Genomic DNA, 22,075 nt, shown 5'->3' on the forward strand with positions numbered 1-22,075 from the left:
ACAGGGTGGAAAACCCCCTCCTCTTGGATAGGACCGCGCGGCGAAATTTTGTAGCTTCCCGGCCCTCATGACCATTCAGCAGCCCATCCCCGTTCCGCCTGAGCCAACTCCCGCCGTCGAGGCGCCGTCGCGCGTCACGCCGATGATGGAACAGTATCTGGAGATCAAGGCGGCCCACCCCGGCCTGCTGCTGTTCTACCGGATGGGCGATTTCTACGAGTTGTTCTTCGAGGACGCCGAGATCGCCTCCAAGACGCTCAGCATCGTGCTGACCAAGCGCGGCAAGCATCAGGGCATGGACATCCCGATGTGCGGCGTTCCGGTCGAACGCTCCGAGGACCATTTGCATCGCCTGATCGGCGCCGGTCACCGCGTCGCGGTGTGCGAGCAGACGGAAAATCCCGCGGAGGCAAAGGCCCGCGGCAACAAGAGCGTGGTCCGCCGCGGCGTGGTGCGGCTGGTGACGCCGGGCACGCTGACCGAAGACACGCTGCTCGACGCCCGCACCAACAATTACCTGATCGCGATCGCGCGCGCCCGCGGCTCGGCCGGCGCGGATCGTCTTGGCCTTGCCTGGATCGACATCTCGACCTCCGAATTCATGGTGACGGAGTGCGCGACATCAGAGCTTGCGGCGACGCTGGCGCGCATCAATCCGAACGAGGCCATCGTCACCGATGCGCTGTACAGCGACAACGAGCTGGCGCCGACCTTGCGCGAGCTGCCCTCGGTGACGCCGCTGACCCGCGACGTGTTCGACAGCGCCACCGCGGAGCGGCGGCTGTGCGATTATTTCGCGGTCGCGACCATGGACGGCCTGTCCGCGATGTCGCGGCTGGAAGCGACCGCCGCGGCCGCGGCCGTCACGTATATCGACCGCACCCAGGTCGGCAAGCGTCCACCACTGTCGCCGCCGGCGCGCGAGGCCGCCGGCACCACGATGGCGATCGACCCGGCGACCCGCGCCAATCTCGAACTGACGCGGACGCTCGCCGGCGAACGCCGCGGCTCGCTGCTCGATGCGATCGACTGCACCGTGACAGCGGCGGGCTCACGGCTGCTGGCACAGCGCCTTGCCGCGCCGCTTACCGACGTTGCCGTGATCGCGCGGCGGCTCGATGCCGTCACAGCGTTCGTCGCGGATTCCGCGGCGCGTGAGGACGTCAGAACCGTGCTGCGCGCAGCGCCCGACATGTCGCGCGCGCTGGCGCGGCTCTCGGTCGGCCGCGGCGGTCCGCGCGATCTCGCCAGCCTGCGCGACGGCATCCTCGCCGCCGACCAGGCGCTGGAGCTATTGGCGCAGCTTGCCAATCCGCCGGCCGAGGTGTCGACCGTGATGGCGGCGCTGCAGCGTCCCTCGCGTGATCTCGCGCGGGAGTTCACGCGCGCGCTGTCCGAGCAATTGCCGCTGATCAAGCGCGACGGCGGCTTCGTCCGCGAAGGCTATGAGGCCGCGCTCGACGAGAGCCGGAATCTGCGCGATGCCTCGCGCCTCGTCGTCGCCGCGATGCAGGCGCGCTACGCCGAGGACACCGGCATCAAGACGCTGAAGATCCGGCACAACAATGTGCTCGGCTATTTCGTCGAGGTCACCGCGCAGCACGGCGACAAGCTGTTCGCGCCGCCGCTGAACGCGACCTTCATCCACCGCCAGACGCTGGCCGGACAGGTCCGCTTCACCACATCAGAACTCGGCGAGATCGAGGCCAAGATCGCCAATGCCGGCGAGCGCGCGCTCAATCTCGAGCTCGAGATCTTCGAGCGGCTGAGCGCGCTGGCGCTTGCCGCCAGCGACGATCTACGCAACGCCGCGCATGCCTTTGCGATGCTCGACGTCGCGACCTCGCTGGCGAAGCTTGCGATCGACGACAATTACGTGCGGCCCGACGTCGACGGCTCGCTCGGCTTTGCGATCGAGGGCGGCCGCCATCCGGTGGTCGAGCAGGCGCTGAAGCGCGACGGCCAGCCGTTCATCGCCAATGCCTGCGACTTGTCACCGGCGCCCGGGCAGAAATCCGGCCAGCTCTGGCTGATCACCGGCCCGAACATGGCCGGTAAATCGACCTTCCTGCGCCAGAACGCGCTGATTGCACTGTTGGCGCAGATCGGCTCTTATGTGCCGGCGTCGCGCGCGCGGCTCGGCATCGTCGACCGGCTGTTCTCGCGCGTCGGCGCCGCCGACGATCTGGCGCGGGGACGCTCGACCTTCATGGTCGAGATGGTCGAGACCGCCGTGATCCTGAACCAGGCGAGCGAGCGGTCGCTGGTGATCCTCGACGAGATCGGCCGGGGAACGGCGACCTTCGACGGCCTGTCGATCGCCTGGGCCGCGATCGAGCATCTGCATGAGGGCAACCGCTGCCGCACGCTCTTTGCCACCCACTATCACGAGTTGACGGCGCTCTCGGCCAAACTGCCGCGGATGTTCAACGCCACGGTGCGGGTCAAGGAATGGCAGGGCGACGTCGTGTTCCTGCACGAGGTGCTGCCGGGCTCGGCCGACCGCTCCTACGGCATCCAGGTCGCCAAGCTCGCCGGCCTGCCGCCCGCCGTGATCACGCGCGCCAAATCGGTGCTGGCAAAACTCGAAGCCCAGGACCGCGGCCAGACCGCCCGCGCGCTGGCCGACGACCTGCCGCTGTTCGCCGTGCCCTCCCGCGCCGCCAGTGAGGACAAGCCGCCAAGCGAGGCGGATCTGCTGTTCGAGGCGGTGAAGGCGCTGCACCCGGACGAGATGTCGCCGCGCGAAGCACTGGATGCGCTGTATGCGTTGCGGGCGAAACTGCCGAAGCAGTAGCGGTGTAGCCCGGATGCAGCGAAGCGAAATCCGGGGCCGCTCTCTCCATTGCACAACCGCCCCGGATTGCGCTGCGCTTCATCCGGGCTACGGATGTCTCACTCGTCATTGCGAGCGAAGCGAAGCAATCCATCGATCCACATACGCGGACAGATGGATTGCTTCGTCGCTTCGCTCCTCGCAATGACGGCTAGGCTCGCGCCTTCTTCCTTCGTCCGATCTGCCACAGCACCAGATTCCAGATGATGCAGGTGGCGAGCGCGCAGCTCAGCCCGATCGCCGAGCCGAATTGCGCGACCGCGACATGCAGCACCGCGATGCCGAGACCGAAGCCGAGCAGGCCCCAGGCGCTGTTGGCGAGCACGGCGGCGGTGGCGGGGCCGCCGATCCGCGGATGCAGGATCAGCATCATCGAGGAGAACACGATCGGAAACAGCGCGATCACGCCGGTGACGCGTGGACCGACCCAGGTCGACGCAGTGACGACGGTGCCGACCAGGCTCGCGACCAGCGCGGCGCGCAGCGGAATGTCGTACCAGCGCCGCGCGATCAGCGGCATTTTCGCCACGTGTCGATAAGGCCTCAGCAGCGGAATGCAGATCGCGAACGCAATGGCATTGAGGATCAGCCCGCCGGCGAGCGTCCACGCGAACTGACGGATGATGGTGCCGAGCACCAGCCACAACGCGATCGCGGAGCCCGCGCTGATCCACATGCCGCGGCGCTGCGCCAGCACGGCGTAGGTGAGGCCCATGAAGATCGTCGCCGCATTGACCGGCAGGCTCGACAGCGCGCCTTCGGCGATGAAGGCCGCGTCATGATCGAGCGCAAGGAAGGTGTAGGACGGCCCGGCCGAGATCGGCAGGGTTGCGATCAGCGCGCCGATCACCGGCCCCGAACGTTCCGTGATGATGGACGCACTGACCACGAAGGCGGCGGCAACCGCCATGCGCAGCACGAGGAGCAGGACGAAGTGGAGTTCGGGGGACATTTCTTGTTTTCTTATCCTCCCCTGGAGGGGGAGGATCGTTTCGCACGCAGCGAAGCAAAATGCGAAACGAGGTGGGGTGATCTCTCAACACGGGCGCTGATCGGGTGGAGAGACTTTCACCCCACCCCGCCGCTCATTGCATTCGCGGCGACCCTCCCCCTCCAGGGGAGGGTAAGCGAGACATCACACCCGCTGCATCGTGACCGACACTTTCGGGCCGTTCTTGATGGTCTGATATACCACGCAGTAGCGCTCGGTAAGCTTCAGCAGCAGATCGAGCTTGTCCTGCGGCGCGTCGGTGCCGACGTCGAAGCGCAGGCGGATCTCGCGGAAGCCGACCGGGGCCTCCTTGTCGACGCCGAGCGTGCCGCGGAAATCCAGATCGCCCTCGGCGAAGACATTGCCGACCTTCAACGGCACCTCGACGGCAGTTGCGACCGATTTCAGCGTGACACCGGCGCAGGCGACCAGCGCTTCCAGCAGCATGTCGCCGGAGCAAAGCTCGAGCCCGGAGCCACCGGTGGCGGGGTGCAGGCCGGCGACCGCGAGCGCGCGGCCGGTTTCGACCTTGCAGGACAGGCTTTCGTTGTCGATCGTGCCCTTGGCTTTCAGGGTGATCACGGCGGCCGAGGGATCGCTCTTGTAGCGCTCCTTGATCGGGGCCTGCATTGCGCGGAGTTCGGCGGAGTCCATGGTCTCGTCTCCCGGCTATTCTTCTTTATGCCGATGTAAGGCCTTATGGCGCCGATGTCACCACCACATCGCCTCGCCGGCGCTTGATTTGTCCGTGACGTCACGCACCGAACGGTCCAGCGAGCGGTCGAGCGCGGTCAGCACGCGGCGCTTGAAGGTGTCGAACAGCTCCGATTTGCGGTCGCGCGGCCGCGCCAGATTGATAGTGATCTCCTCGAACAGCCGGCCCGGCCGCGACCGCATCACCAGCACGCGGTCGGCCAGCACCACGGCCTCGTCGACGTCGTGGGTGACCAGGATCAGGGTCGGCCGCGTGTCGGCCCAGAGATCGAGCAGATGGTCCTGCAGGTCACGCCGCGTGAAGGCATCGAGCGCCGAGAACGGCTCGTCGAGCAGCAGCACTTCCGGCTGCGGCACCAACGCGCGGGCGATCGCGACCCGCTGCGCCTGCCCGCCGGAGAGCTCCCGCGGCCAGGCGTCGGCCTTGTCAGCGAGGCCGACACGAGCCAGCGCCGCCGCGACCCGCGCGCGCCTCACCTCAGCCGGAAGATCGGCGAGACCGAAGCCGATATTGTCGGCGACACTGAGCCAGGGCAAAAGCCGCGGCTCCTGGAAGATGATGCCGATCTCGGCGTGCGGCGACGTGATCACGGCATTGTCGAGCGTCACGCTGCCGGTGCTGGCGCGATCGAGGCCGGCGATGGCGCGCAGCAACGTCGACTTGCCGCAACCGGAGCCGCCGATGATCGCGACGATCTCGCCGGGCGAAATCTCGGCCGAGAAGCGCTCCAGCGCGTGAACGCCGTTCGGATAGGTCTTGCCGACATCCTTCAGCGCCAGCATCACTGCCCTCCCCGCGCGCCAAACGCATCCTGCCAGCGCAGCAGCGGCGCGGTTGCGAACTCGATCAGCCAGTCGGTCAGCTTGCCGAGGATCGCGAAGATCACGATCGCGGCGAGGATCTGCGCCGGCTTGCCGAGCTGCTGGCCGTCGATCAGGAGATGGCCGAGCCCTTCGGAGGCGCCCATGAATTCGGCGGCGACCACGAACATCCACCCCAAGCCGAGCCCGACCCGCAGCGACACCACATAGGTCGGCAGCACCGCCGGCAGCAGGATGCGGCGGATCATCGCAAAGCTGGACAACCGGAACACGCGGCCGACCTCGACCACCTTGCGATCGACCGACAGGATCGCGCCCATCACGCCGAGATAGATCGGAAAGAACACGCCGACCGCGATCAGCGCGACCTTCGAGGTCTCGAAGATGCCGAGCCACAGGATGAACAGCGGCACCCAGGCGATCGAGGGGATCGCGCGCAACGCCTGTACGGTCGGATCGAGCAGCCGCCGCGCCAGGCCCCAATAGCCGGAGATCGCGCCCATGATGGTGCCGGCGACGACGCCGAGCGCAAAGCCCGCGCCGACGCGCCAGAGCGTGGCAAGGATATGGCGCGACAGCTCGCCGCTTCTGGCGAGCGCCACGATGGTCTCGAACACCTTCGACGGCGGCGGCACCAGGCGGCCGTTGGAATAGCCGAGATGGACGACCAATTCCCAGCCCAGCGCAAGCACGACCGGCAGCGCGAGCCCGAGCACCGGGCGCGCATAACGCGACCATCGCGCCGACGCCGCACGCGGCGCGGCCGTCTGTTCCAGCGCAGGCAGGTCAACGGTCATGGCCATAGCAAGAACTATTCTTCCGGCGGGATTGCAAGGCGGGGGCTCGCCTAAGTCCATCCCCGTCGTCCCGGCGAAGGCCGAGACCCATAACCACAGGGCGTGGTGACAGAGCAAGCTGGAGCCACAGCCTTGTTCAACAACAACGCCCTGTGGTTATGGGTCCCGGGTCGCGCTTCGCTTGCCCGGGACGACAGTGGTTAGTTGGTGGGCAACGGGACCTGATCGTCGATCAGGCTGTCGAGCGCGGCCTTCACGTCGGTCTTGGCGTCGATCACGCCGGCCTGCTGCAAGGCGAGACCGGCGGCGAGGATCGACTCGCGCTGGGGCGCGCCGATCCGGCTGTGGGTCAGCTCGGTGCGCTCCTTGAGCTGCTTGTCGACCACGGCATCGGGCAGCTTGGTGACCGCGATGAAGGTCTTCTTCAGCTCGTCATAGTTCGCCAGCGAATATTTCCGTGCTTCCTCGTAGGTCGCGAGCACGCGGCGGACGATGTCCGGATACGCTTTCAAAAACTCCTCGCGCACATTGAGGATGCCCCAGGTGTTGGCGTCGGCCTTGCGGTAGAACAGCTTGGCACCGTCCTCGACCTCCGCCTGCGCCATCATCGGGTCGAGGCCGGCCCAGGCGTCGACGTCGCCGCGGATCAGCGCGGTCTTGCCGTCGGCGTGCTGCAGCAGCACCGGGGTGATGTCCTTTTCGGTGAGACCAGCGCCGAGCAGCGCGCGGACCAGGAAGATGTGCGGGTCGGTGCCGCGCGTCACCGCGACGCGCTTGCCCTTGAGGTCGGCGACCGACGCGATCTTGGAGTCCTTGGTGGTGACCAGCGCGGTCCATTCGGGGCGCGAATAGACGTAGATCGACTTGATCGGGTTGCCGTTGATCCGGGCGACCAAGGCGGCGGAGCCCGCGGTCGATCCGAGATCGATCGAGCCGGCGTTGAGGAATTCGAGCGCCTTGTTGGAGCCGGCCGACTGCACCCAGACGATGCTGATGCCGTCCTTGGCGAACTCCTTCTCCAAGAGGCCCTTCTGCTTCAGGACCATCGACACCGGATTGTAGGTCGCCCAGTCGATCCGGATCTCCTTCAGCGCGTCGGCGGCGAGCGCCGCGCCGGGCAAGAATGTCGAGACCGCGAGCAGCGCCGCAAACGCGCGCCGGGAAAAATTCTGCATTCGTCGATCCCCTTGGGTTGATTAAAAAACACACTTTTAATTCAATGAGTTAGCCTTGCGGTCAACGAGAAAATCTCTACCCTTTGTTTGGCGGCGCGAGCACAGACTTGCTCTGGGTGCCCAGGAAACAGAATGGAGCTGCTGTCCATATACTTTGGTCAGTGACAGCAACAGCTTGGTCCGATATCGGATGAACGTATGGACAGCGTCGTAGCCGAAGTCCGCCCTGAAGCGGATGGTCGTTTCGAGACCGAGCGGATCACCGCGGCGGTCAATGCACTCGCCGAACAGCATGCCGGGCGCGAGGACCAGTTCCGCGCCGCGATGGCGCAGCTGCTCAAGGCCGAGCTGATCGCGGCGCGCGCCACGGCGCAGACGCTGCTGCTGAAGGACCGCCACGGCCGGCACTGCGCGGAACGACTCTGTTTCGTGCAGGACGAGATCATCCGCATCCTCTACGCGGCGGCGACCCGGCATCTGTATCACTCGCCGATCCCCTCGGGCGCCGAGCGCATGGCCGTGGTCGCGACCGGCGGCTATGGCCGCGGGCTGATGGCGCCGGAATCCGACATCGATCTGTTGTTCATCCTGCCCTACAAGCAGACCGCCTGGGGCGAGCAAGTCGCCGAAGCCATCCTCTATTGCCTCTGGGACATGGGGCTGAAGGTCGGCCACGCCACGCGCTCGGTCGATGAATCGATCCGCCAGGCGCGCGGCGACATGACGATCCGCACCGCGATCCTGGAGACGCGCTTTCTGACCGGTGACCAGCCGCTCTATGACGAGCTGGTCGAACGCTTCGACAAGGAGGTGGTGCAGGGCACCGCGGCGGAATTCGTCACCGCCAAGCTCGCCGAGCGCGAGGAGCGGCATCGCCGCGCCGGCCAGTCGCGCTATCTGGTCGAGCCCAACGTCAAGGACGGCAAGGGTGGCCTGCGCGACCTGCATACGCTGTTCTGGATCGCGAAATACGTCTACCGCGTGCGCGAGACCGACGAACTGCTGGAACGCGGCGTGTTCGACGCGCAGGAGTACCGCACCTTCCGCCGCTGCGCCGACTTCCTGTGGTCGGTGCGCTGCAATCTGCACTTCTTCGCCGGACGCGCCGAGGAGCGGCTGTCGTTCGACATGCAGCGCGAGATCGCGGTGCGCCTCGGCTACACCTCGCATCCCGGCATGCAGGACGTCGAGCGCTTCATGAAGCACTACTTCCTGATCGCGAAAGACGTCGGCGACCTCACCGCGATCCTGTGCGCCAAGCTCGAGGAGGAGCACAACAAGCCGGCGCCGGTGTTGAGCCGGATGGTGGCGCGGCTGCGGCCCGGCGCCAAGCGGCGGCGGGTGGCCGGCAGCGACGACTTCATCGTCGACAACAACCGCATCAACCTCGCCGCGCCCGATGTGTTCAAGCACGATCCGGTCAACCTGATCCGGATCTTCCGCCTCGCGCAGCAGAACAACCTCGCCTTCCATCCCGATGCGATGCGCACGGTGACGCGCTCACTGAAGCTGATCAACACCCAGCTCCGCGACAACGAGGAAGCCAACCGCCTGTTCATGGAGATCCTGACCTCGAACGATGCGGAGACCGTGCTGCGGCGGATGAACGAGACCGGCGTGCTCGGCCATTTCATCCGCGCCTTCGGCAAGATCGTCTCGATGATGCAGTTCAATATGTACCACCACTATACGGTGGACGAGCATCTGCTCCGCTGCATCGGCTTCCTGCAGGACATCGAGCGCGGCGGCAATGAGGAGTTCACGGTCGCCAGCGACCTGTTCCGCAAGATTCGCCCCGAGCACCGCCCGGTGATCTATATCGCGACCCTGCTGCACGACATCGCCAAGGGCCGCCCGGAAGATCATTCGATCGCTGGCGCCAAGGTGGCGCGGCGGCTATGCCCGCGGCTCGGCTTCTCGGCCGCCGACACCGAGCTGGTGGCGTGGCTGATCGAGGAACATCTGACGATGTCGACGGTGGCGCAATCGCGCGATTTGTCGGACCGCAAGACCATCGAGAATTTCGCCGCCGTGGTGCAGTCGGTCGAGCAGATGAAGCTGCTCACGATCCTGACCACCGCCGACATCCGCGGCGTCGGCCCGGGCGTCTGGAACGGCTGGAAGGCGCAGCTGTTGCGCACGCTGTATTACGAGACCGAGCCGGTGCTGACCGGCGGCTTCTCCGAGGTCAACCGCGCCCAGCGCATCGCGGTGGCGCAGGCCGAATTCCGCCGCGCCTTCACCGAATGGCCGGAGGTCGAGCTCAACGCCTATATCGGCCGACACTACCCGGCGTACTGGCTCAAGGTCGAGCTGCAACGCAAGATCCGCCAGGCGCGCTTCATCCGCGCCAGCGAGCAGGCCGGCCACAAGCTCGCGATCAATGTCGGCTTCGACGAGGTCCGCGCCGTCACCGAGCTCACGATTCTGGCGACCGACCATCCCTGGCTGCTGTCGATCATCGCCGGCGCCTGCGCCTCGGCCGGCGCCAACATCGTCGACGCGCAGATCTACACCACGACCGACGGCCGCGCGCTCGACACCATCTCGATCTCGCGCGAGTACGATCGCGACGATGACGAGGGCCGCCGCGCGACGCGGATCGGCGAGATGATCGAGCAGGTGCTGGAAGGCAAGCTCAGGCTGCCCGAGGCGGTGGCGAAGCGCGCGGTGCGCAGCAAGGCGCGGCCGTTCATCGTCGAGCCCGAAGTGACCATCAACAACCAGTGGTCCGACCGCTACACCGTGATCGAGGTCTCCGGCCTCGACCGCCCCGGCCTGCTCTACCAGCTGACCACAGCGATCTCGAAGCTCAACCTCAACATCGCCTCGGCGCATGTCGCGACTTTCGGCGAACGCGCCCGCGACGTGTTCTATGTCACCGACCTGCTCGGCGCCCAGATCACCGCGCCGACCCGGCAGGCCGCGATCAAGAGCGCCCTGCTGCATCTGTTGTCGAGCGAGGATCAGGCGGCGAAGCCGGCGGCGTGACGCGTCGCCTCGCTCCACTCGTCATTCCTCGATGCGCAATTGCGCATCGAGGAATGACGGCGGAAGGAACTGAGCCCGGAATCCATCAGGGCCGGGGCTAGACGGGGAGTGGATTCCGGGCTCTCACGGAGGCTGTTGTCGGACCCGTTTGCGCGACCCAGGCGTGAGCAGCCAGCGCGTCGGTCCCGGCAGCCTGCCGGACTTGGATCCAGAGCGGGCTACGATCCTGGATCCGGCACGTTCAATTGCGGCTGCAGCGCCGCGAGGCTTGCCCCCAGCAGGGCCAGGTAGCTCGCCTGGCAGAGCACAACGCTCAAATCGAAGACGTCGAGCAGATCGATCCAGGAATTGTCGGCCTGCACGGTCGCTGCTTGCTTGCCGCCGTCGATCACGGAGGGCTGGAAGCTGCGGTTACGGCTCTGAGACGTCGTCTCGCGCGCGACGTCGTCGGAGCAAAGGATCAGATGCAGGCGCGTGTTGGGCATTTCAATCTCCCGTCTCTGATTGGCGATTGCTGAACCCCGAAAGGCCTCTACTGTCATCGAGTTACCCAATAAGCGTAGCCACCGGCAGGAAACCGGCCATTGAACGGAGGTTGATCCGGCCGTTACATTCGGATGGGGACGACATACTTTGGTTTAGCCGCAACCTGGGCCTGAGTTCGTCCGGCGATTGCGCTTTCCGCGCGATCTCACGCCACGCGAGCGGATCGCCAAAATCGCCCCCACGATCCCGTTCGAACGTCGAGAAAGCTGCTAGTATGGAGTTTGTGAGGAGGGCGACGTTGTCGCCGCTGATGGTAGCGGTCACCTAGCGACGCAGCGCGGCCCATGACGGCCGAGTGCTGGACGGCCCAAGTGCTGGATAGCCAAGTGCTGGTGCTGCCGATGATGCGCATCCCGACCACGAAATCCTGGTCGGCCGAGCAATGGCTGCTCGGCGGCATGGTGCTGGCTTTGGCCGCAACCTGCATTGGGCTGCTGCTTGGTCCGCAGCCGGCAGCTTCCGCCCATCTGATCGCGCTGGCGCTGCTGATCGCCTCGCTTGCCGCCGCATTGGTGATGATGGGGGTGGTGGGGCGCACCCACAGGCAGATGGAAGCCATGTTGCGCGGCCGGGCCAGCGGCGAAGAGCGCGCAATAGAGGCCCTGCGCAACAGCGAAGCGCAATGGAAGGAGGTGTTCGAGCACAATCCGGTCATGTACTTCATGGTCGACGCCACGGGTCTCGTGCTGTCGGTCAACACGTTCGGCGCGGCACAACTCGGCTACACCGTCGACGAATTGCTTGGACAATCCGTGCTGCGGGTCTTTGCCGCCGAAGACCGAGAGATGGTACAGCGCAACGTCGCGGCGTGCCTCGAGAACATCGGCCAAACCCACAATTGGGAAATCCGGAAGATCCGCAAGGACGGCTCAAGACTTTGGGTTCGCGAAAATGCCAAGGCCGTGCGGCGGCAGGACGACCGATTGATCGTGCTGATCGCATGCGAGGATATCACCGAGCGCAAACAGGCCGAAAACGCGCTGCAGCAGAGCGAAATGTACCTGAGCGAAGCCCAGCGATTGAGCCACACCGGCAGCTTTGGCTGGCACGTCGCCAGCGGTGAGGTGATCTGGTCGGAAGAGACGTTCAGGATCTTCGGATTCGACAGGGCTCCTTCCATCAAGCATGCCACGGTCCTTCAACGCATCCATCCGGATGATCGCGCCCGCGTGCAACGGACCGTCGACAGCGTCTCGCTCGACGGCAGGGACTTCGAGCACGGCTACCGATTGCTGATGCCGGACGGCGCGATCAAATATGTTCACGCCAGGGCGCATGCGGTGACCACCCCCTCGGGCGACACCGAATTCATCGGAGCGGTCACCGACGTGACCGCCCGCAAGCGAGCCGAGGCGGAGTTGCACGAAGCGCAGACCAACCTCGCGCACGTCACGCGCGTGACGGCACTCGGCGAGCTCGCCGCATCGATCGCCCATGAAGTGAACCAGCCGCTCGCCGCCGTGGTCGCCAACGCCGCGGCATGCCTGCGCTGGCTCAACCGGGCGGCTCCCGATCTGAATGAAGCGCGCGGGGCGGTCAGGTCGATCATCAGCGACGGCAACCGGGCAGGCGAAGTCATCCAGCGCGTCCGCGCACTGGTGAACAAGACGACCGGTCAGATGGCGCCGCTCGACATCAATGAAGCCATCAACGAGGTGATCGGCCTGGTGCAGCATGAACTGCAGAACCACCTTGTATCCCTGCAGCTCGACCTCGCTCCCGCGCTCCCGCCTGTCGTTGCCGACCGCGTCCAGCTGCAGCAAGTCATCCTCAACCTTGTCGTCAATGGCATCGAGGCAATGCAGCCGGTCACGGACAGGCCACGGGAACTCGTGATCCGGACCCGCCATGACGATACCGGGCAGATCCTGGTCACGGTCACCGACTGTGGCGTCGGGGTTGCGACAGAGCATGCCGAACGGCTGTTTGACGCCTTCTACACCACCAAGGCCAGCGGCATGGGAATGGGGCTGTCGATCTGCCGCTCGATCGTCGAAGCCCACCGAGGGCGCCTGTCAATGTCCAGAAATATCGGCCCCGGCACGACGTTCCAGTTCACCCTGCCGCTGCGTCAGGAGGATCATGCATGGTGATTGGACGCGCGGCATCGCCTCCCGCCCTCGCGAACGCCGAGGATCCGACCGTCTTCGTCGTCGACGACGATGTGTCGGTGCGCGACGCGTTGAGCAATCTTTTCCGGTCGGTCGGCCTGCGGACCGCGGCGTTCGGGTCGGCCCATGAATTTCTGCAGCACAAGCTCCCCGATGTCCCAAGCTGCCTGATCCTGGACATCAGGCTGCCCCGGCTGAGCGGCCTCGACTTCCAGGCGGAATTGGCCAAAGCCGACATTCAAATTCCGATCATCTTCATGACCGGCCATGGCGATATCCCGATGACGGTCCGAGCCATGAAGGCCGGAGCTGTCGACTTCCTGACCAAGCCGTTCCGCGATCAGGACATGCTGGATGCCGTCACGACTGCGATCGAACGCGACAGAACTCGCCGCAATGAGGCCAAGGCGCTCGCAAACCTGCGCGCAGCCTTCGCGACCCTGACCCCTCGTGAGCGCCAGATCATGAGCCTCGTCACCGCGGGGCTCATGAACAAGCAGGTCGCCGCCGAAATCGGCGTAGCCGAGATCACAGTCAAGATACACCGCGGGCACATTATGCGGAAAATGGCGGCAAAGTCGTTGCCGGATCTGGTCAGGATGGCGCAGATCCTCGGGTTCAAGCAGGCATCCGGCGGCGCGCAAACCTAAGTATGATTCTCCAGCCGCGGCCGACGACGCACTGTGGCTCCGTGATCGCAGACACCAGAGGCCCCTCTGGCCGTTCCAGGAAAAGCCTTCTTGTCCAACCCGGTGATATCGATCGTCGACGATGACATGTCGGTCCGCACCGCGACCGACAATCTGGTCAGGTCGCTTGGCTACGCGGTCCAGACCTACGCGTCGGCCGAAGAATTCCTGCATTCGCCGCAACTGAACGACACATCCTGCGTGATAGCCGATGTCAGGATGCCAGCCATGAGCGGGCTCGACCTGCAGGCACGCCTGATTGCCGACGGCCGGCGCCTTCCGTTCATTTTCATTACGGCCTTCTCCGTCGAAGCCGATCGGGCCCGAGCCATGCAGGCGGGAGCGATCTGCTTTCTGATCAAGCCGTTTGACGGAGATACGCTGGTCAAATGCCTCGATGCAGCTCTGGCACAGCGCGGCACAGCGACGAGCGCGTGAGTTCAAATCGAGTATACGCAAGGATGATGCCGAGAAACATCTGGACAAGTTGCACATCGACGGTGGCAGCGCGAGATTTCGCGGCGCCGTCCCTCAAGAAGACCGATGGCAACGACAGCATCAGACATTCTTGATTGGCAAATGGCAGTTCCTCGGAGGGAAGTCGCCAATGCGTACGGAACCGCGCTGCGCCCAGTGTGACAGTGAAGATGCCAAGATCATCTGCTTGCGAAATCCGGCGGGTGAACGCTACTGCGGACGGCTCTGTCTTCACAAGGGTCAGGAGAACTTCATTCGCTGGCTTTGGCGGGCGAATGCGGAGGCAGCTTCATGACAGGCCGTTGCGGGAATCCAGGATGCCGGCGGCCCTTCGGACTGATCCGGCATAGCTGGTACTTCGAGCAGTTCTGCTCGACGAAGTGCCGCGAGATCTACAAGCGGCAGTTGGAGCGCAACAAGGTCTATTGGAAGTGGCTCTATCCCCTCCGAGAACCGGCGGTCCATCGAAAAAGCTGAGCTGACGGCGAAAGCCAGATTTTTGTTTGACGCGTTTTCTTCACGCGAGCCGGCGGCCACTTCGTTCGAAAATGCGCGAACAACGCTCAAGGGAGCTCCGATGACGACGGTCGATGCGATGCTGGTAGGAGCGATCCTCGCGTGGGTGCCTTCGCTCATTGTATTCCTCTACATTGTGCGCGATCTGCGAAACATGCCGCGCGAGGATCTCGATTGAGAATCTCACGGCGGCTGAGTTCGGCCGCTATATCTCCACGCCCTCGTGCCGCAGCAGCCAGCGCTTGCGCTCCAGTCCGCCGCCATATTTGACCAGCGAGCCGTTGGCGCCGATCAGGCGGTGGCAGGGCACGACGACGCTGATCGGGTTGGAGCCGTTGGCGTGGCCGACCGCGCGCATCGCATTCGGCACTTTCAGTTTCGCCGCCAGCGCGCCGTAGCTCATGGTGGTGCCCGGCGCAATCTTCGGCAATGCGTGCCAGACCTTCTGCTGGAACGGCGTGCCGGCGACGCGCCATTCGACATCGGTCAGCCGATCGAGATCGCCGTTGAAGTAGTCGCCGAGCGCCTTGCGCATCGCGGCCGGCGCGCGGCCGTCTCGCAGCGTCACGGCGCCATAGTGTAGCCGCAGCAGGTCGAGCATGCGCCCTTCATAATCGTCCCAGTCGAGCGCGCGCAGCACGCCGTCGTCATCGGTCACCAGCAGCGCGGTGCCGATCGGGGTCTTGAGGCGGTCGAGGTTGAAGGTCTGTGCGGTCTTGCGGTCGGCCATATCAATCGTTCTCGAAGCAGTCGCTCGGCATACAATTCACCGGCCGCGTGCTAGCGTCCACCCGAATTCCGGTGAAAGCGTTTTCGAGCGAAGTGGGCACCGGTTCGCGTGAAGAAAACGCGTCAAAACAAGTATCTTGAGCTTCGGTTCTGATTCAATCAGAACCGAAGCTCTTTGGGGGGACCGAGCATGCTGTGGATAGCCAATGTCCTGGTCGCGGTGGTGGCCGCGCTGCACGTCTATTTCCTTGTGCTCGAGATGTTCCTGTGGACCAAGCCGCTCGGGCTGAAGACCTTCCGCAACTCGATCGAGAAGGCGACCGATTCGGCGGTGCTTGCCGCCAATCAGGGGCTCTATAACGGCTTCCTCGCCGCCGGGCTGATCTGGGGCCTGGTGCACGGCAATGCCGCCTTCGCCTTCCAGATCAAGACATTCTTCCTGCTCTGCGTGATCGTCGCCGGCGCCTATGGCGCCGCCACCGTGAGCCGGCGCATCCTTTATGTGCAGGCGGCACCCGCGGCGCTCGCACTGATCCTGCTCTGGCTGGCCTGACGCGACATCGCGCGCAGGGGGCATCGTCTTGCAATGCCCTCACCGTTCCTCCATCATCCCGTTCAACGGTGACATCCGCGGGTTTGAGCCTTGCGGACAAGACCACCGGCAACATGGGAGGTCACGGACATGAGGAGCGCGCAATTGCTCGCTGCGACAGCGCTTGCCATCGCGTTGTCGGTTACATCGGCCACCGCGCAGAAGAAATACGACGTCGGCGCGACCGACACCGAGATCAAGATCGGACAGACCGTGCCGTTCTCGGGCCCCGCATCCGCCTATGCCGGCATCGGCAAGACCCAGGCGGCCTACCTCAAGATGATCAACGATCAGGGCGGCATCAACGGCCGCAAGCTGAACCTGATCCAGTATGACGACGCCTATTCGCCGCCGAAAGCGGTCGAGCAGGTGCGCAAGCTGGTCGAGGGCGACGAGGTGCTGTTCACCTTCCAGATCATCGGCACCCCCTCAAATGCCGCCGTGCAGAAATATCTGAATGCCAGGAAGGTGCCGCAGCTGCTGGCCTCGACCGGCGCGTCGCGCTTCTCCGATCCGCAGAACGCGCCGTGGACGATCGCCTTCAACCCGAACTACCAGTCCGAGGGACGCATCTACGCCAAATACATTCTGGCCAATCACCCCAACGCCAAGATCGGCATCTTCTACCAGAACGACGATCTCGGCCGCGACTACATCACCGGCCTGAAGAGCGGGCTCGGTGACAAGGCCGCGAGCATGATCGTCGCCGAGGTGTCCTACGAGCTGACCGACCCGACCGTCGATTCCCAGATCGTCAAGCTGAAGGCCGCCGGCGTCGACCTGCTTTATAACGCGTCGACGCCGAAATTCGCAGCTCAAGCGATCCGCAAGGTCGCGGACCTCGACTGGCACCCGGTGCACATCCTCGACATCAATGCGAGCCCGGTGTCGGCGACGCTGAAGCCGGCCGGCCTCGACATCTCCAAGGGCATCATCTCGACCAATTACGGAAAGGACCCCGCCGATCCGCAGTGGAAGGACGATCCCGGCGTGAAGGCCTATTTCGCCTTCATGGACAAGTATTACCCGGAGGGCGACAAGCTCAACACCGTCAACACCTACGGCTATTCGACGGCCGAGCTCCTGATCCAGGTGCTCAAGCAGTGCGGCGACGACCTCACCCGCGAGAACCTGATGAAGCAGGTGACCAGTCTGAAGAAGTTCGTGCCGAGCCTCGCGCTGCCGGGCATGTCGATCACGACCGGACCGAACGACTATCGCATCAACAAGCAGATGCAGATGATGAAGTTCAACGGCGAACGCTGGGAGCTGTTCGGCCCGATCATCGAGGACACCGGACCGGCGGGCTAGGTCGCGCCTAAGACGCGATCCACTCCCTCGCCCCGCCCTTGCGGGGAGAGGGTTGGGGTGAGGGGCTCTCACCGCGCATTCGGCGATAGAGACACTCGCGGAGACTCCCCCTCACCCGCATCGCATCTTCGATGCGATGCGACCTCTCCCCGCAAGCGGGGCGAGGTGTACGGAGCAGCCCCGGGGCATCCCCGCTGCGCCGTTTCTTTTTGCGCCGCCCCCTACTTTCGTTGACTGAAATTGCTCGGCTTTTCGGCATCCGTCGTCTTGCATCGCAGCAACGGTTCCTCCAGTATCCCGGCCCAGCGATGGCGACCGCGGGACCTTGAGCCCGCGGACAAGATCATCGGCCAACCATCAGTCACGTGAGGGAAACAGCATTATGAGGAATGGGATTTTCCACCTGGTCACGGGAACGGCGCTCGCGATCGCGCTGTCTGCAACGTCGGCCTCCGCGCAAAAGAAGTACGATCCCGGCGCGAGCGACACCGAGATCAAGATCGGCCAGACCGTCCCCTTCTCCGGACCGGCTTCCGCCTATGCCTCGATCGGCAAGACACAGGCGGCCTATTTCAAGATGATCAACGATCAGGGCGGCATCAACGGCCGCAAGATCAATTTGATCCAGTATGACGACGCCTATTCGCCGCCGAAGGCTGTCGAGCAGGTGCGCAAGCTCGTCGAGAGCGACGAGGTGCTCTTGACCTTCCAGATCGTCGGCACACCGTCAAACGCCGCCGTGCAGAAATATCTCAACGCCAAGAAGGTGCCGCAGCTGTTCGCGGCTACCGGCGCCTCGAAGTTCACCGATCCGAAGAACTTCCCGTGGACGCTCGGCTTCAATCCGAACTACTTCGTCGAAGGCCGCATCTACGGCCAGTACATCCTGAAGGAGCATCCGAACGCCAAGATCGGCGTGCTCTATCAGAACGACGACCTCGGCAAGGATTACCTGAACGGCATCAAGGCCGGACTCGGCGACAAGGCCGCCAAGATGATCGTGGCCGAAGCCTCCTATGAGGTCTCCGACCCGACCATCGACTCCCAGGTGATCAAGATCAAGGACGCCGGCGCCGACCTGTTCTTCTCGGCCTCGACGCCGAAGCAGGCCGCGCAGGCGATCAAGAAGATCGCCGAGCTCGGCTGGCATCCGGTCCACATCGTCGACATCAACGCCACCTCGGTCGGCGCCGTGCTGCAGCCGGCGGGCCTGGAAGCCTCCAAGGGCCTGATCTCGACCAACTACGGCAAGGATCCCGCCGATCCGCAGTGGAAGGACGATCCGGGCATGAAGCGCTATTTCGACTTCATGGCCAAGTACTATCCCGACGGTGACAAGAACTCGAACTTCAATACCTACGGCTACTCCACGGCCCAGCTGATGGTGCATGTGCTGAAGCAGTGCGGCGACGAGCTGACGCGCGAGAACGTGCTGAAGCAGGCCACCAACCTGAAGAACGTCGACCTCGACATGGCGCTGCCCGGCATCAAGGGCAACACCACGCCGAACGACTATCGCGTCAACAAGCAGCTGCAAATGATGAAGTTCAACGGCGAGCGCTGGGAGCTGTTCGGCCCGATCCTCGAGGACGCCGGCCCGGCGGGCTAGTCGTTCGCACAGAGTTGAGATGCAATCGGCGGCCTGCAGGCCGCCGATTTTGTTTTTGGGCCTTCCACACCATCTATCCCCGTCACCCTGAGGAGCCGCGAAGCGGCGTCTCGAAGGGTCGACGGCCACCAGCCGGGCCGTGCATGCTTCGAGGCTCGCTCCGCTCGCACCTCAGCATGACGGGATAGAAATCTCGCTTCGTGCGCTCACTCCGGGATCTCACCAAAATTCTTCCCGACCGGCAGCACGGCGTGGCGGATCAGCCGCGAATCCTCGACACCGGCCTGGCGATGCTTCACCGCCTCGCGATAGACGGGATCGCGGATCATTTCGACGAAGGCGGCGACGCTCGGATACTCGGCGATGAAGCAGTGATCCCAGCGCTCCTCTTGCGGACCGATCAGCATCAGCTCGAAGCGGCCCTGCCAGACGATGCGGCCGCCGAGGCGTTCGAACACCGGCCCGCTCTCGCGGCCATAGGCGGCATAGGCCTCCGCGCCGGTCGCCTTGCGGCCGTCGGGATAGGCAGCCCATTCGCGTAAACGCACCAGATTGAGCATGTGGATCGGGCCCGGCCGGTTGTTGTCCCGGAATTGCGCGAAGACGTCCTTGGTCGGATCGATATGGCCCATGCGGTGCTCCTTTTTTCCCTTGTTCCATCTCTATCTAACACGCGCCGCCTCACCTCCTAATCCCCCGTTAAGCTTTGCGTAACCGCCCCTTAAACCGGGAACGCTAGCGTGCGCCCCTGTCAGGGTGTGAGCGTTGCGGATGGCGTGGGGACGTAAAAAAGGCGGTGCGCGCAAGGAGCCGCTGTTCGGGCTTCCGGCCGCGCTTGCCGACCTCCGACTGTCGCCCTCCGATCGCGTTCCCGGCGGTGGCGACGATACGCCCGCCAAATCCAAACCCAAAAGTAGCGATTCCGGTAGCGAGAAACCGCGCCCGTCGCGCAGCGGCAGCAAGCGGCGCAGCAAGTCGCGCGGTTTCGGCATCGGCCGCCTGTTCTATTGGACCGCGGTGCTCGGCCTGTGGGCGGGCATTGCTGTGATCGGTGTCGTGGTGTGGGTCGGCGCGCATCTGCCGCCGATCCAGTCCCTGGAAATTCCCAAGCGTCCGCCGACGATCCAGATCGTCGGCATCGACGGCAGCGTGCTGGCGCAACGCGGCGAAATGGCCGGTGCCAACATCGCGTTGAAGGACCTGCCGCCCTATCTGCCGAAGGCGTTCATCGCCATTGAAGACCGCCGCTTCTATTCGCATTTCGGCGTCGACCCGCTCGGCATTTTGCGCGCAGCCGTCACCAACGTGCTGCATCGGGGTGTATCGCAGGGCGGTTCGACCTTGACCCAGCAGCTCGCCAAGAACCTGTTCCTGACCCAGGAACGCACCATGCAGCGCAAACTGCAGGAGGCCGAGCTCGCGCTGTGGCTGGAACGCAAGCATTCCAAGAACGAGATCCTCGAGCTCTACCTCAACCGCGTCTATTTCGGCTCCGGCGCCTACGGCGTCGAGGCCGCGGCGCAACGCTATTTCGGCAAGTCGGCGAAGAACGTGACCTTGCCGGAAGCTGCGATGCTCGCGGGCCTCGTCAAGTCGCCGTCGCGGCTGGCGCCAAACCGCAACCCCGAGGGCGCCGAGCAGCGCGCGCAGGTCGTGCTCGCGGCGATGGCCGACGCCAAGTTCATCACCGAAGCGCAGGCAAAGGCCTCGATCGGCCAGCCCTCGATTGCGGTGAAGCCGGCCGGCGCCGGCACCGTGAACTATGTCGCCGACTGGATCGGTGAAGTGCTCGACGATCTGGTCGGCCAGATCGACCAGGACATCGTGGTGCAGACTACGATCGATCCGAAGCTGCAGAACGTCGCCGAAGCCGCCGTCATCGACGAGCTCGCCGCCAAGAGCGTGAAATTCAATGTCAGCCAGGGCGCGCTGGTGGCGATGACGCCCGACGGCGCGGTGCGCGCCATGGTCGGCGGCCGGAACTATGCCGAGAGCCAGTACAATCGCGCCGTCACCGCGAAGCGGCAGCCGGGCTCGTCGTTCAAGCCGTTCGTCTATCTCACCGCAGTCGAATCCGGGCTGACGCCGGACACGATCCGCACCGATGCACCGCTCGACATCAAGGGCTGGAAGCCGGAGAACTACACCCACGAATATTTCGGCTCGGTGACCTTGACCCAGGCGCTGGCGATGTCGCTGAACACGGTGGCGGTGCGGCTCGGCGTCGAGGTCGGCGCCAAGAATGTGGTGCGCACCGCGCACCGGCTCGGCATCTCCTCCAAGCTCGAGCCCAACGTCTCGATCGCGCTCGGCACGTCGGAAGTGTCCGTGATCGAGCTGGTCGGCGCCTATGCGCCGTTCGCCAATGGCGGCTACGCAGTGTCGCCGCATGTGGTGACCAAGATCCGCACCAGCTCCGGCAAGCTGCTCTATGATCGCCCGACGGAGCCGCCTAACCAGGTGATCGAACCGCGCTATGACGCGATGATGAACAGCATGATGCGCGAGACGTTGATCTCGGGCACCGCGCGCAAGGCCGAAATCCCCGGTTGGACCGCTGCCGGCAAGACCGGCACCAGCCAGGATTATCGCGACGCCTGGTTCATCGGCTACACCGCCAAGCTCGTCACCGGCGTCTGGCTCGGCAATGACGACAATTCGCCGACCAAGAAGGCAACCGGTGGCGGACTGCCGGTCGAAGTGTGGACCCGCTTCATGAAGGCCGCGCATCAGGGCGTGCCGGTCGCGGCGATCCCGAACTCGCAGGGCAGTTGGGCGCCGGCGAACCTGATGCAGATCTCGTCGCAGATATCAGCGCCTTCAGCACCGGCGGCACCGATGCAGATTCAACCGCCGATGCAGGCGCCGTCGCCCGCGCCGGTTCCGTCCGGCGGCGGCTATTATCGCCAGCCACCGCCGACGCCGGCCCGCGCCTCGGCGCCACCCAACCCGAACGCGCGGCCGGAGGCGGCGGCGGGGCTGGATGGATGGTTGGCGGATCGGTTGTTTCGGTAGGCCTCTAGTCCCTGACTACGTAGCCCGGATGAAGCGAAGCGAAATCCGGGATCGGTCGCGCCATTGGTGAAAGCTGCCCCGGATTTCGCTTCGCTTCATCCGGGCTACGCACCGCGCTTTCATTCACACTCAGTCCGTAGGATGGGTAGAGCGC

The 22,075-nt window shown here is 64.7% G+C and carries 18 protein-coding genes; 9 read left to right on the top strand and 9 right to left on the bottom strand.

Annotated elements, in window-relative coordinates:
* Positions 1-67: 67 nt before the first annotated feature.
* Complete coding sequence (mutS, locus tag JQ573_RS30705) at positions 68-2,797, top strand: DNA mismatch repair protein MutS (RefSeq protein ID WP_212312051.1); 2,730 nt, start codon at positions 68-70, stop codon at positions 2,795-2,797.
* 190 nt (positions 2,798-2,987) lie between these two features.
* Here the strand turns inward: mutS and JQ573_RS30710 are convergent, their stop codons facing one another.
* The 5 genes from JQ573_RS30710 to JQ573_RS30730 all read right to left on the bottom strand — a co-directional run bounded on the left by JQ573_RS30710 (position 2,988) and on the right by JQ573_RS30730 (position 7,335).
* The gene (locus tag JQ573_RS30710) at positions 2,988-3,788 is read right to left on the bottom strand and encodes a hypothetical protein (protein WP_212312053.1); all 801 of its coding nucleotides are present in this window, start codon (positions 3,786-3,788) and stop codon (positions 2,988-2,990) included.
* A 183-nt stretch (positions 3,789-3,971) separates the two neighbouring features.
* Entirely contained in the window at positions 3,972-4,481 is a 510-nt protein-coding gene (locus JQ573_RS30715; protein ID WP_212312055.1) for an OsmC family protein, read from the bottom strand.
* 57 nt (positions 4,482-4,538) lie between these two features.
* A complete protein-coding gene (locus JQ573_RS30720; RefSeq protein ID WP_212312057.1) occupies positions 4,539-5,324 on the bottom strand; it encodes an ABC transporter ATP-binding protein in 786 nt (261 codons plus the stop codon).
* Positions 5,324-6,160 (bottom strand): ABC transporter permease, encoded by an 837-nt coding sequence (locus JQ573_RS30725; protein WP_212312943.1) that lies wholly within the window; start codon positions 6,158-6,160, stop codon positions 5,324-5,326. The genes JQ573_RS30720 and JQ573_RS30725 overlap by 1 nt, the downstream gene beginning before the upstream one ends.
* Before the next feature lie 200 nt (positions 6,161-6,360).
* On the bottom strand, positions 6,361-7,335 hold the full coding sequence (locus JQ573_RS30730) for an aliphatic sulfonate ABC transporter substrate-binding protein (protein ID WP_212312059.1): 975 nt from the start codon (positions 7,333-7,335) through the stop codon (positions 6,361-6,363).
* Positions 7,336-7,533: 198 nt separating this feature from the next.
* Between JQ573_RS30730 and JQ573_RS30735 the strand changes: the two genes are divergently transcribed.
* Complete coding sequence (locus JQ573_RS30735; RefSeq protein ID WP_212312061.1) at positions 7,534-10,326, top strand: [protein-PII] uridylyltransferase; 2,793 nt, start codon at positions 7,534-7,536, stop codon at positions 10,324-10,326.
* A 218-nt stretch (positions 10,327-10,544) separates the two neighbouring features.
* On the opposite strand, the gene JQ573_RS30740 is transcribed toward JQ573_RS30735, so the two are convergent.
* Positions 10,545-10,811 carry a hypothetical protein gene (locus JQ573_RS30740; RefSeq protein ID WP_212312063.1) on the bottom strand — a complete coding sequence of 89 codons (267 nt, stop codon included), beginning with the start codon at positions 10,809-10,811 and terminating at the stop codon, positions 10,545-10,547.
* 576 nt (positions 10,812-11,387) lie between these two features.
* Here JQ573_RS30740 and JQ573_RS30745 point away from each other — a divergent pair.
* The 3 genes from JQ573_RS30745 (at position 11,388) to JQ573_RS30755 (ending at position 14,110) form a co-directional block, all read left to right on the top strand.
* Positions 11,388-12,965: a PAS domain S-box protein gene (locus JQ573_RS30745; RefSeq protein WP_249132531.1), complete on the top strand. Its 1,578-nt coding sequence runs from the start codon at positions 11,388-11,390 to the stop codon at positions 12,963-12,965.
* Positions 12,959-13,633 carry a response regulator transcription factor gene (locus JQ573_RS30750; protein WP_212312065.1) on the top strand — a complete coding sequence of 225 codons (675 nt, stop codon included), beginning with the start codon at positions 12,959-12,961 and terminating at the stop codon, positions 13,631-13,633. Before JQ573_RS30745 ends, JQ573_RS30750 begins: the two co-directional genes overlap by 7 nt.
* A gap of 102 nt (positions 13,634-13,735) precedes the next feature.
* The gene (locus JQ573_RS30755) at positions 13,736-14,110 is read left to right on the top strand and encodes a response regulator transcription factor (RefSeq protein WP_212312945.1); all 375 of its coding nucleotides are present in this window, start codon (positions 13,736-13,738) and stop codon (positions 14,108-14,110) included.
* Between the two features lie 279 nt (positions 14,111-14,389).
* Here JQ573_RS30755 and JQ573_RS30760 read toward each other — a convergent pair whose 3' ends face one another.
* The gene (locus JQ573_RS30760) at positions 14,390-14,716 is read right to left on the bottom strand and encodes a hypothetical protein (protein WP_212312067.1); all 327 of its coding nucleotides are present in this window, start codon (positions 14,714-14,716) and stop codon (positions 14,390-14,392) included.
* A 154-nt stretch (positions 14,717-14,870) separates the two neighbouring features.
* Positions 14,871-15,395 (bottom strand): methylated-DNA--[protein]-cysteine S-methyltransferase, encoded by a 525-nt coding sequence (locus JQ573_RS30765; protein WP_212312069.1) that lies wholly within the window; start codon positions 15,393-15,395, stop codon positions 14,871-14,873.
* A gap of 189 nt (positions 15,396-15,584) precedes the next feature.
* Here JQ573_RS30765 and JQ573_RS30770 point away from each other — a divergent pair, with 189 nt between their 5' ends.
* The 3 genes from JQ573_RS30770 (at position 15,585) to JQ573_RS30780 (ending at position 18,906) form a co-directional block, all read left to right on the top strand.
* Complete coding sequence (locus JQ573_RS30770; protein ID WP_212312071.1) at positions 15,585-15,947, top strand: DUF1304 domain-containing protein; 363 nt, start codon at positions 15,585-15,587, stop codon at positions 15,945-15,947.
* A 129-nt stretch (positions 15,948-16,076) separates the two neighbouring features.
* Positions 16,077-17,297, top strand: a complete 1,221-nt coding sequence (locus JQ573_RS30775) for an ABC transporter substrate-binding protein (RefSeq protein ID WP_212312073.1) — start codon at positions 16,077-16,079, stop codon at positions 17,295-17,297.
* A gap of 382 nt (positions 17,298-17,679) precedes the next feature.
* Positions 17,680-18,906 carry an ABC transporter substrate-binding protein gene (locus JQ573_RS30780; protein WP_176534786.1) on the top strand — a complete coding sequence of 409 codons (1,227 nt, stop codon included), beginning with the start codon at positions 17,680-17,682 and terminating at the stop codon, positions 18,904-18,906.
* Between the two features lie 206 nt (positions 18,907-19,112).
* On the opposite strand, the gene JQ573_RS30785 is transcribed toward JQ573_RS30780, so the two are convergent.
* The gene (locus JQ573_RS30785) at positions 19,113-19,538 is read right to left on the bottom strand and encodes a DUF1330 domain-containing protein (protein ID WP_212312075.1); all 426 of its coding nucleotides are present in this window, start codon (positions 19,536-19,538) and stop codon (positions 19,113-19,115) included.
* Between the two features lie 139 nt (positions 19,539-19,677).
* On the opposite strand from JQ573_RS30785, the gene JQ573_RS30790 reads away from it, so the two are divergent.
* On the top strand, positions 19,678-21,921 hold the full coding sequence (locus JQ573_RS30790) for a transglycosylase domain-containing protein (protein WP_212312083.1): 2,244 nt from the start codon (positions 19,678-19,680) through the stop codon (positions 21,919-21,921).
* Positions 21,922-22,075: the final 154 nt, after the last annotated feature.

This window comes from Bradyrhizobium sp. AUGA SZCCT0105 (assembly GCF_018129565.1).
GTDB lineage: Bacteria > Pseudomonadota > Alphaproteobacteria > Rhizobiales > Xanthobacteraceae > Bradyrhizobium.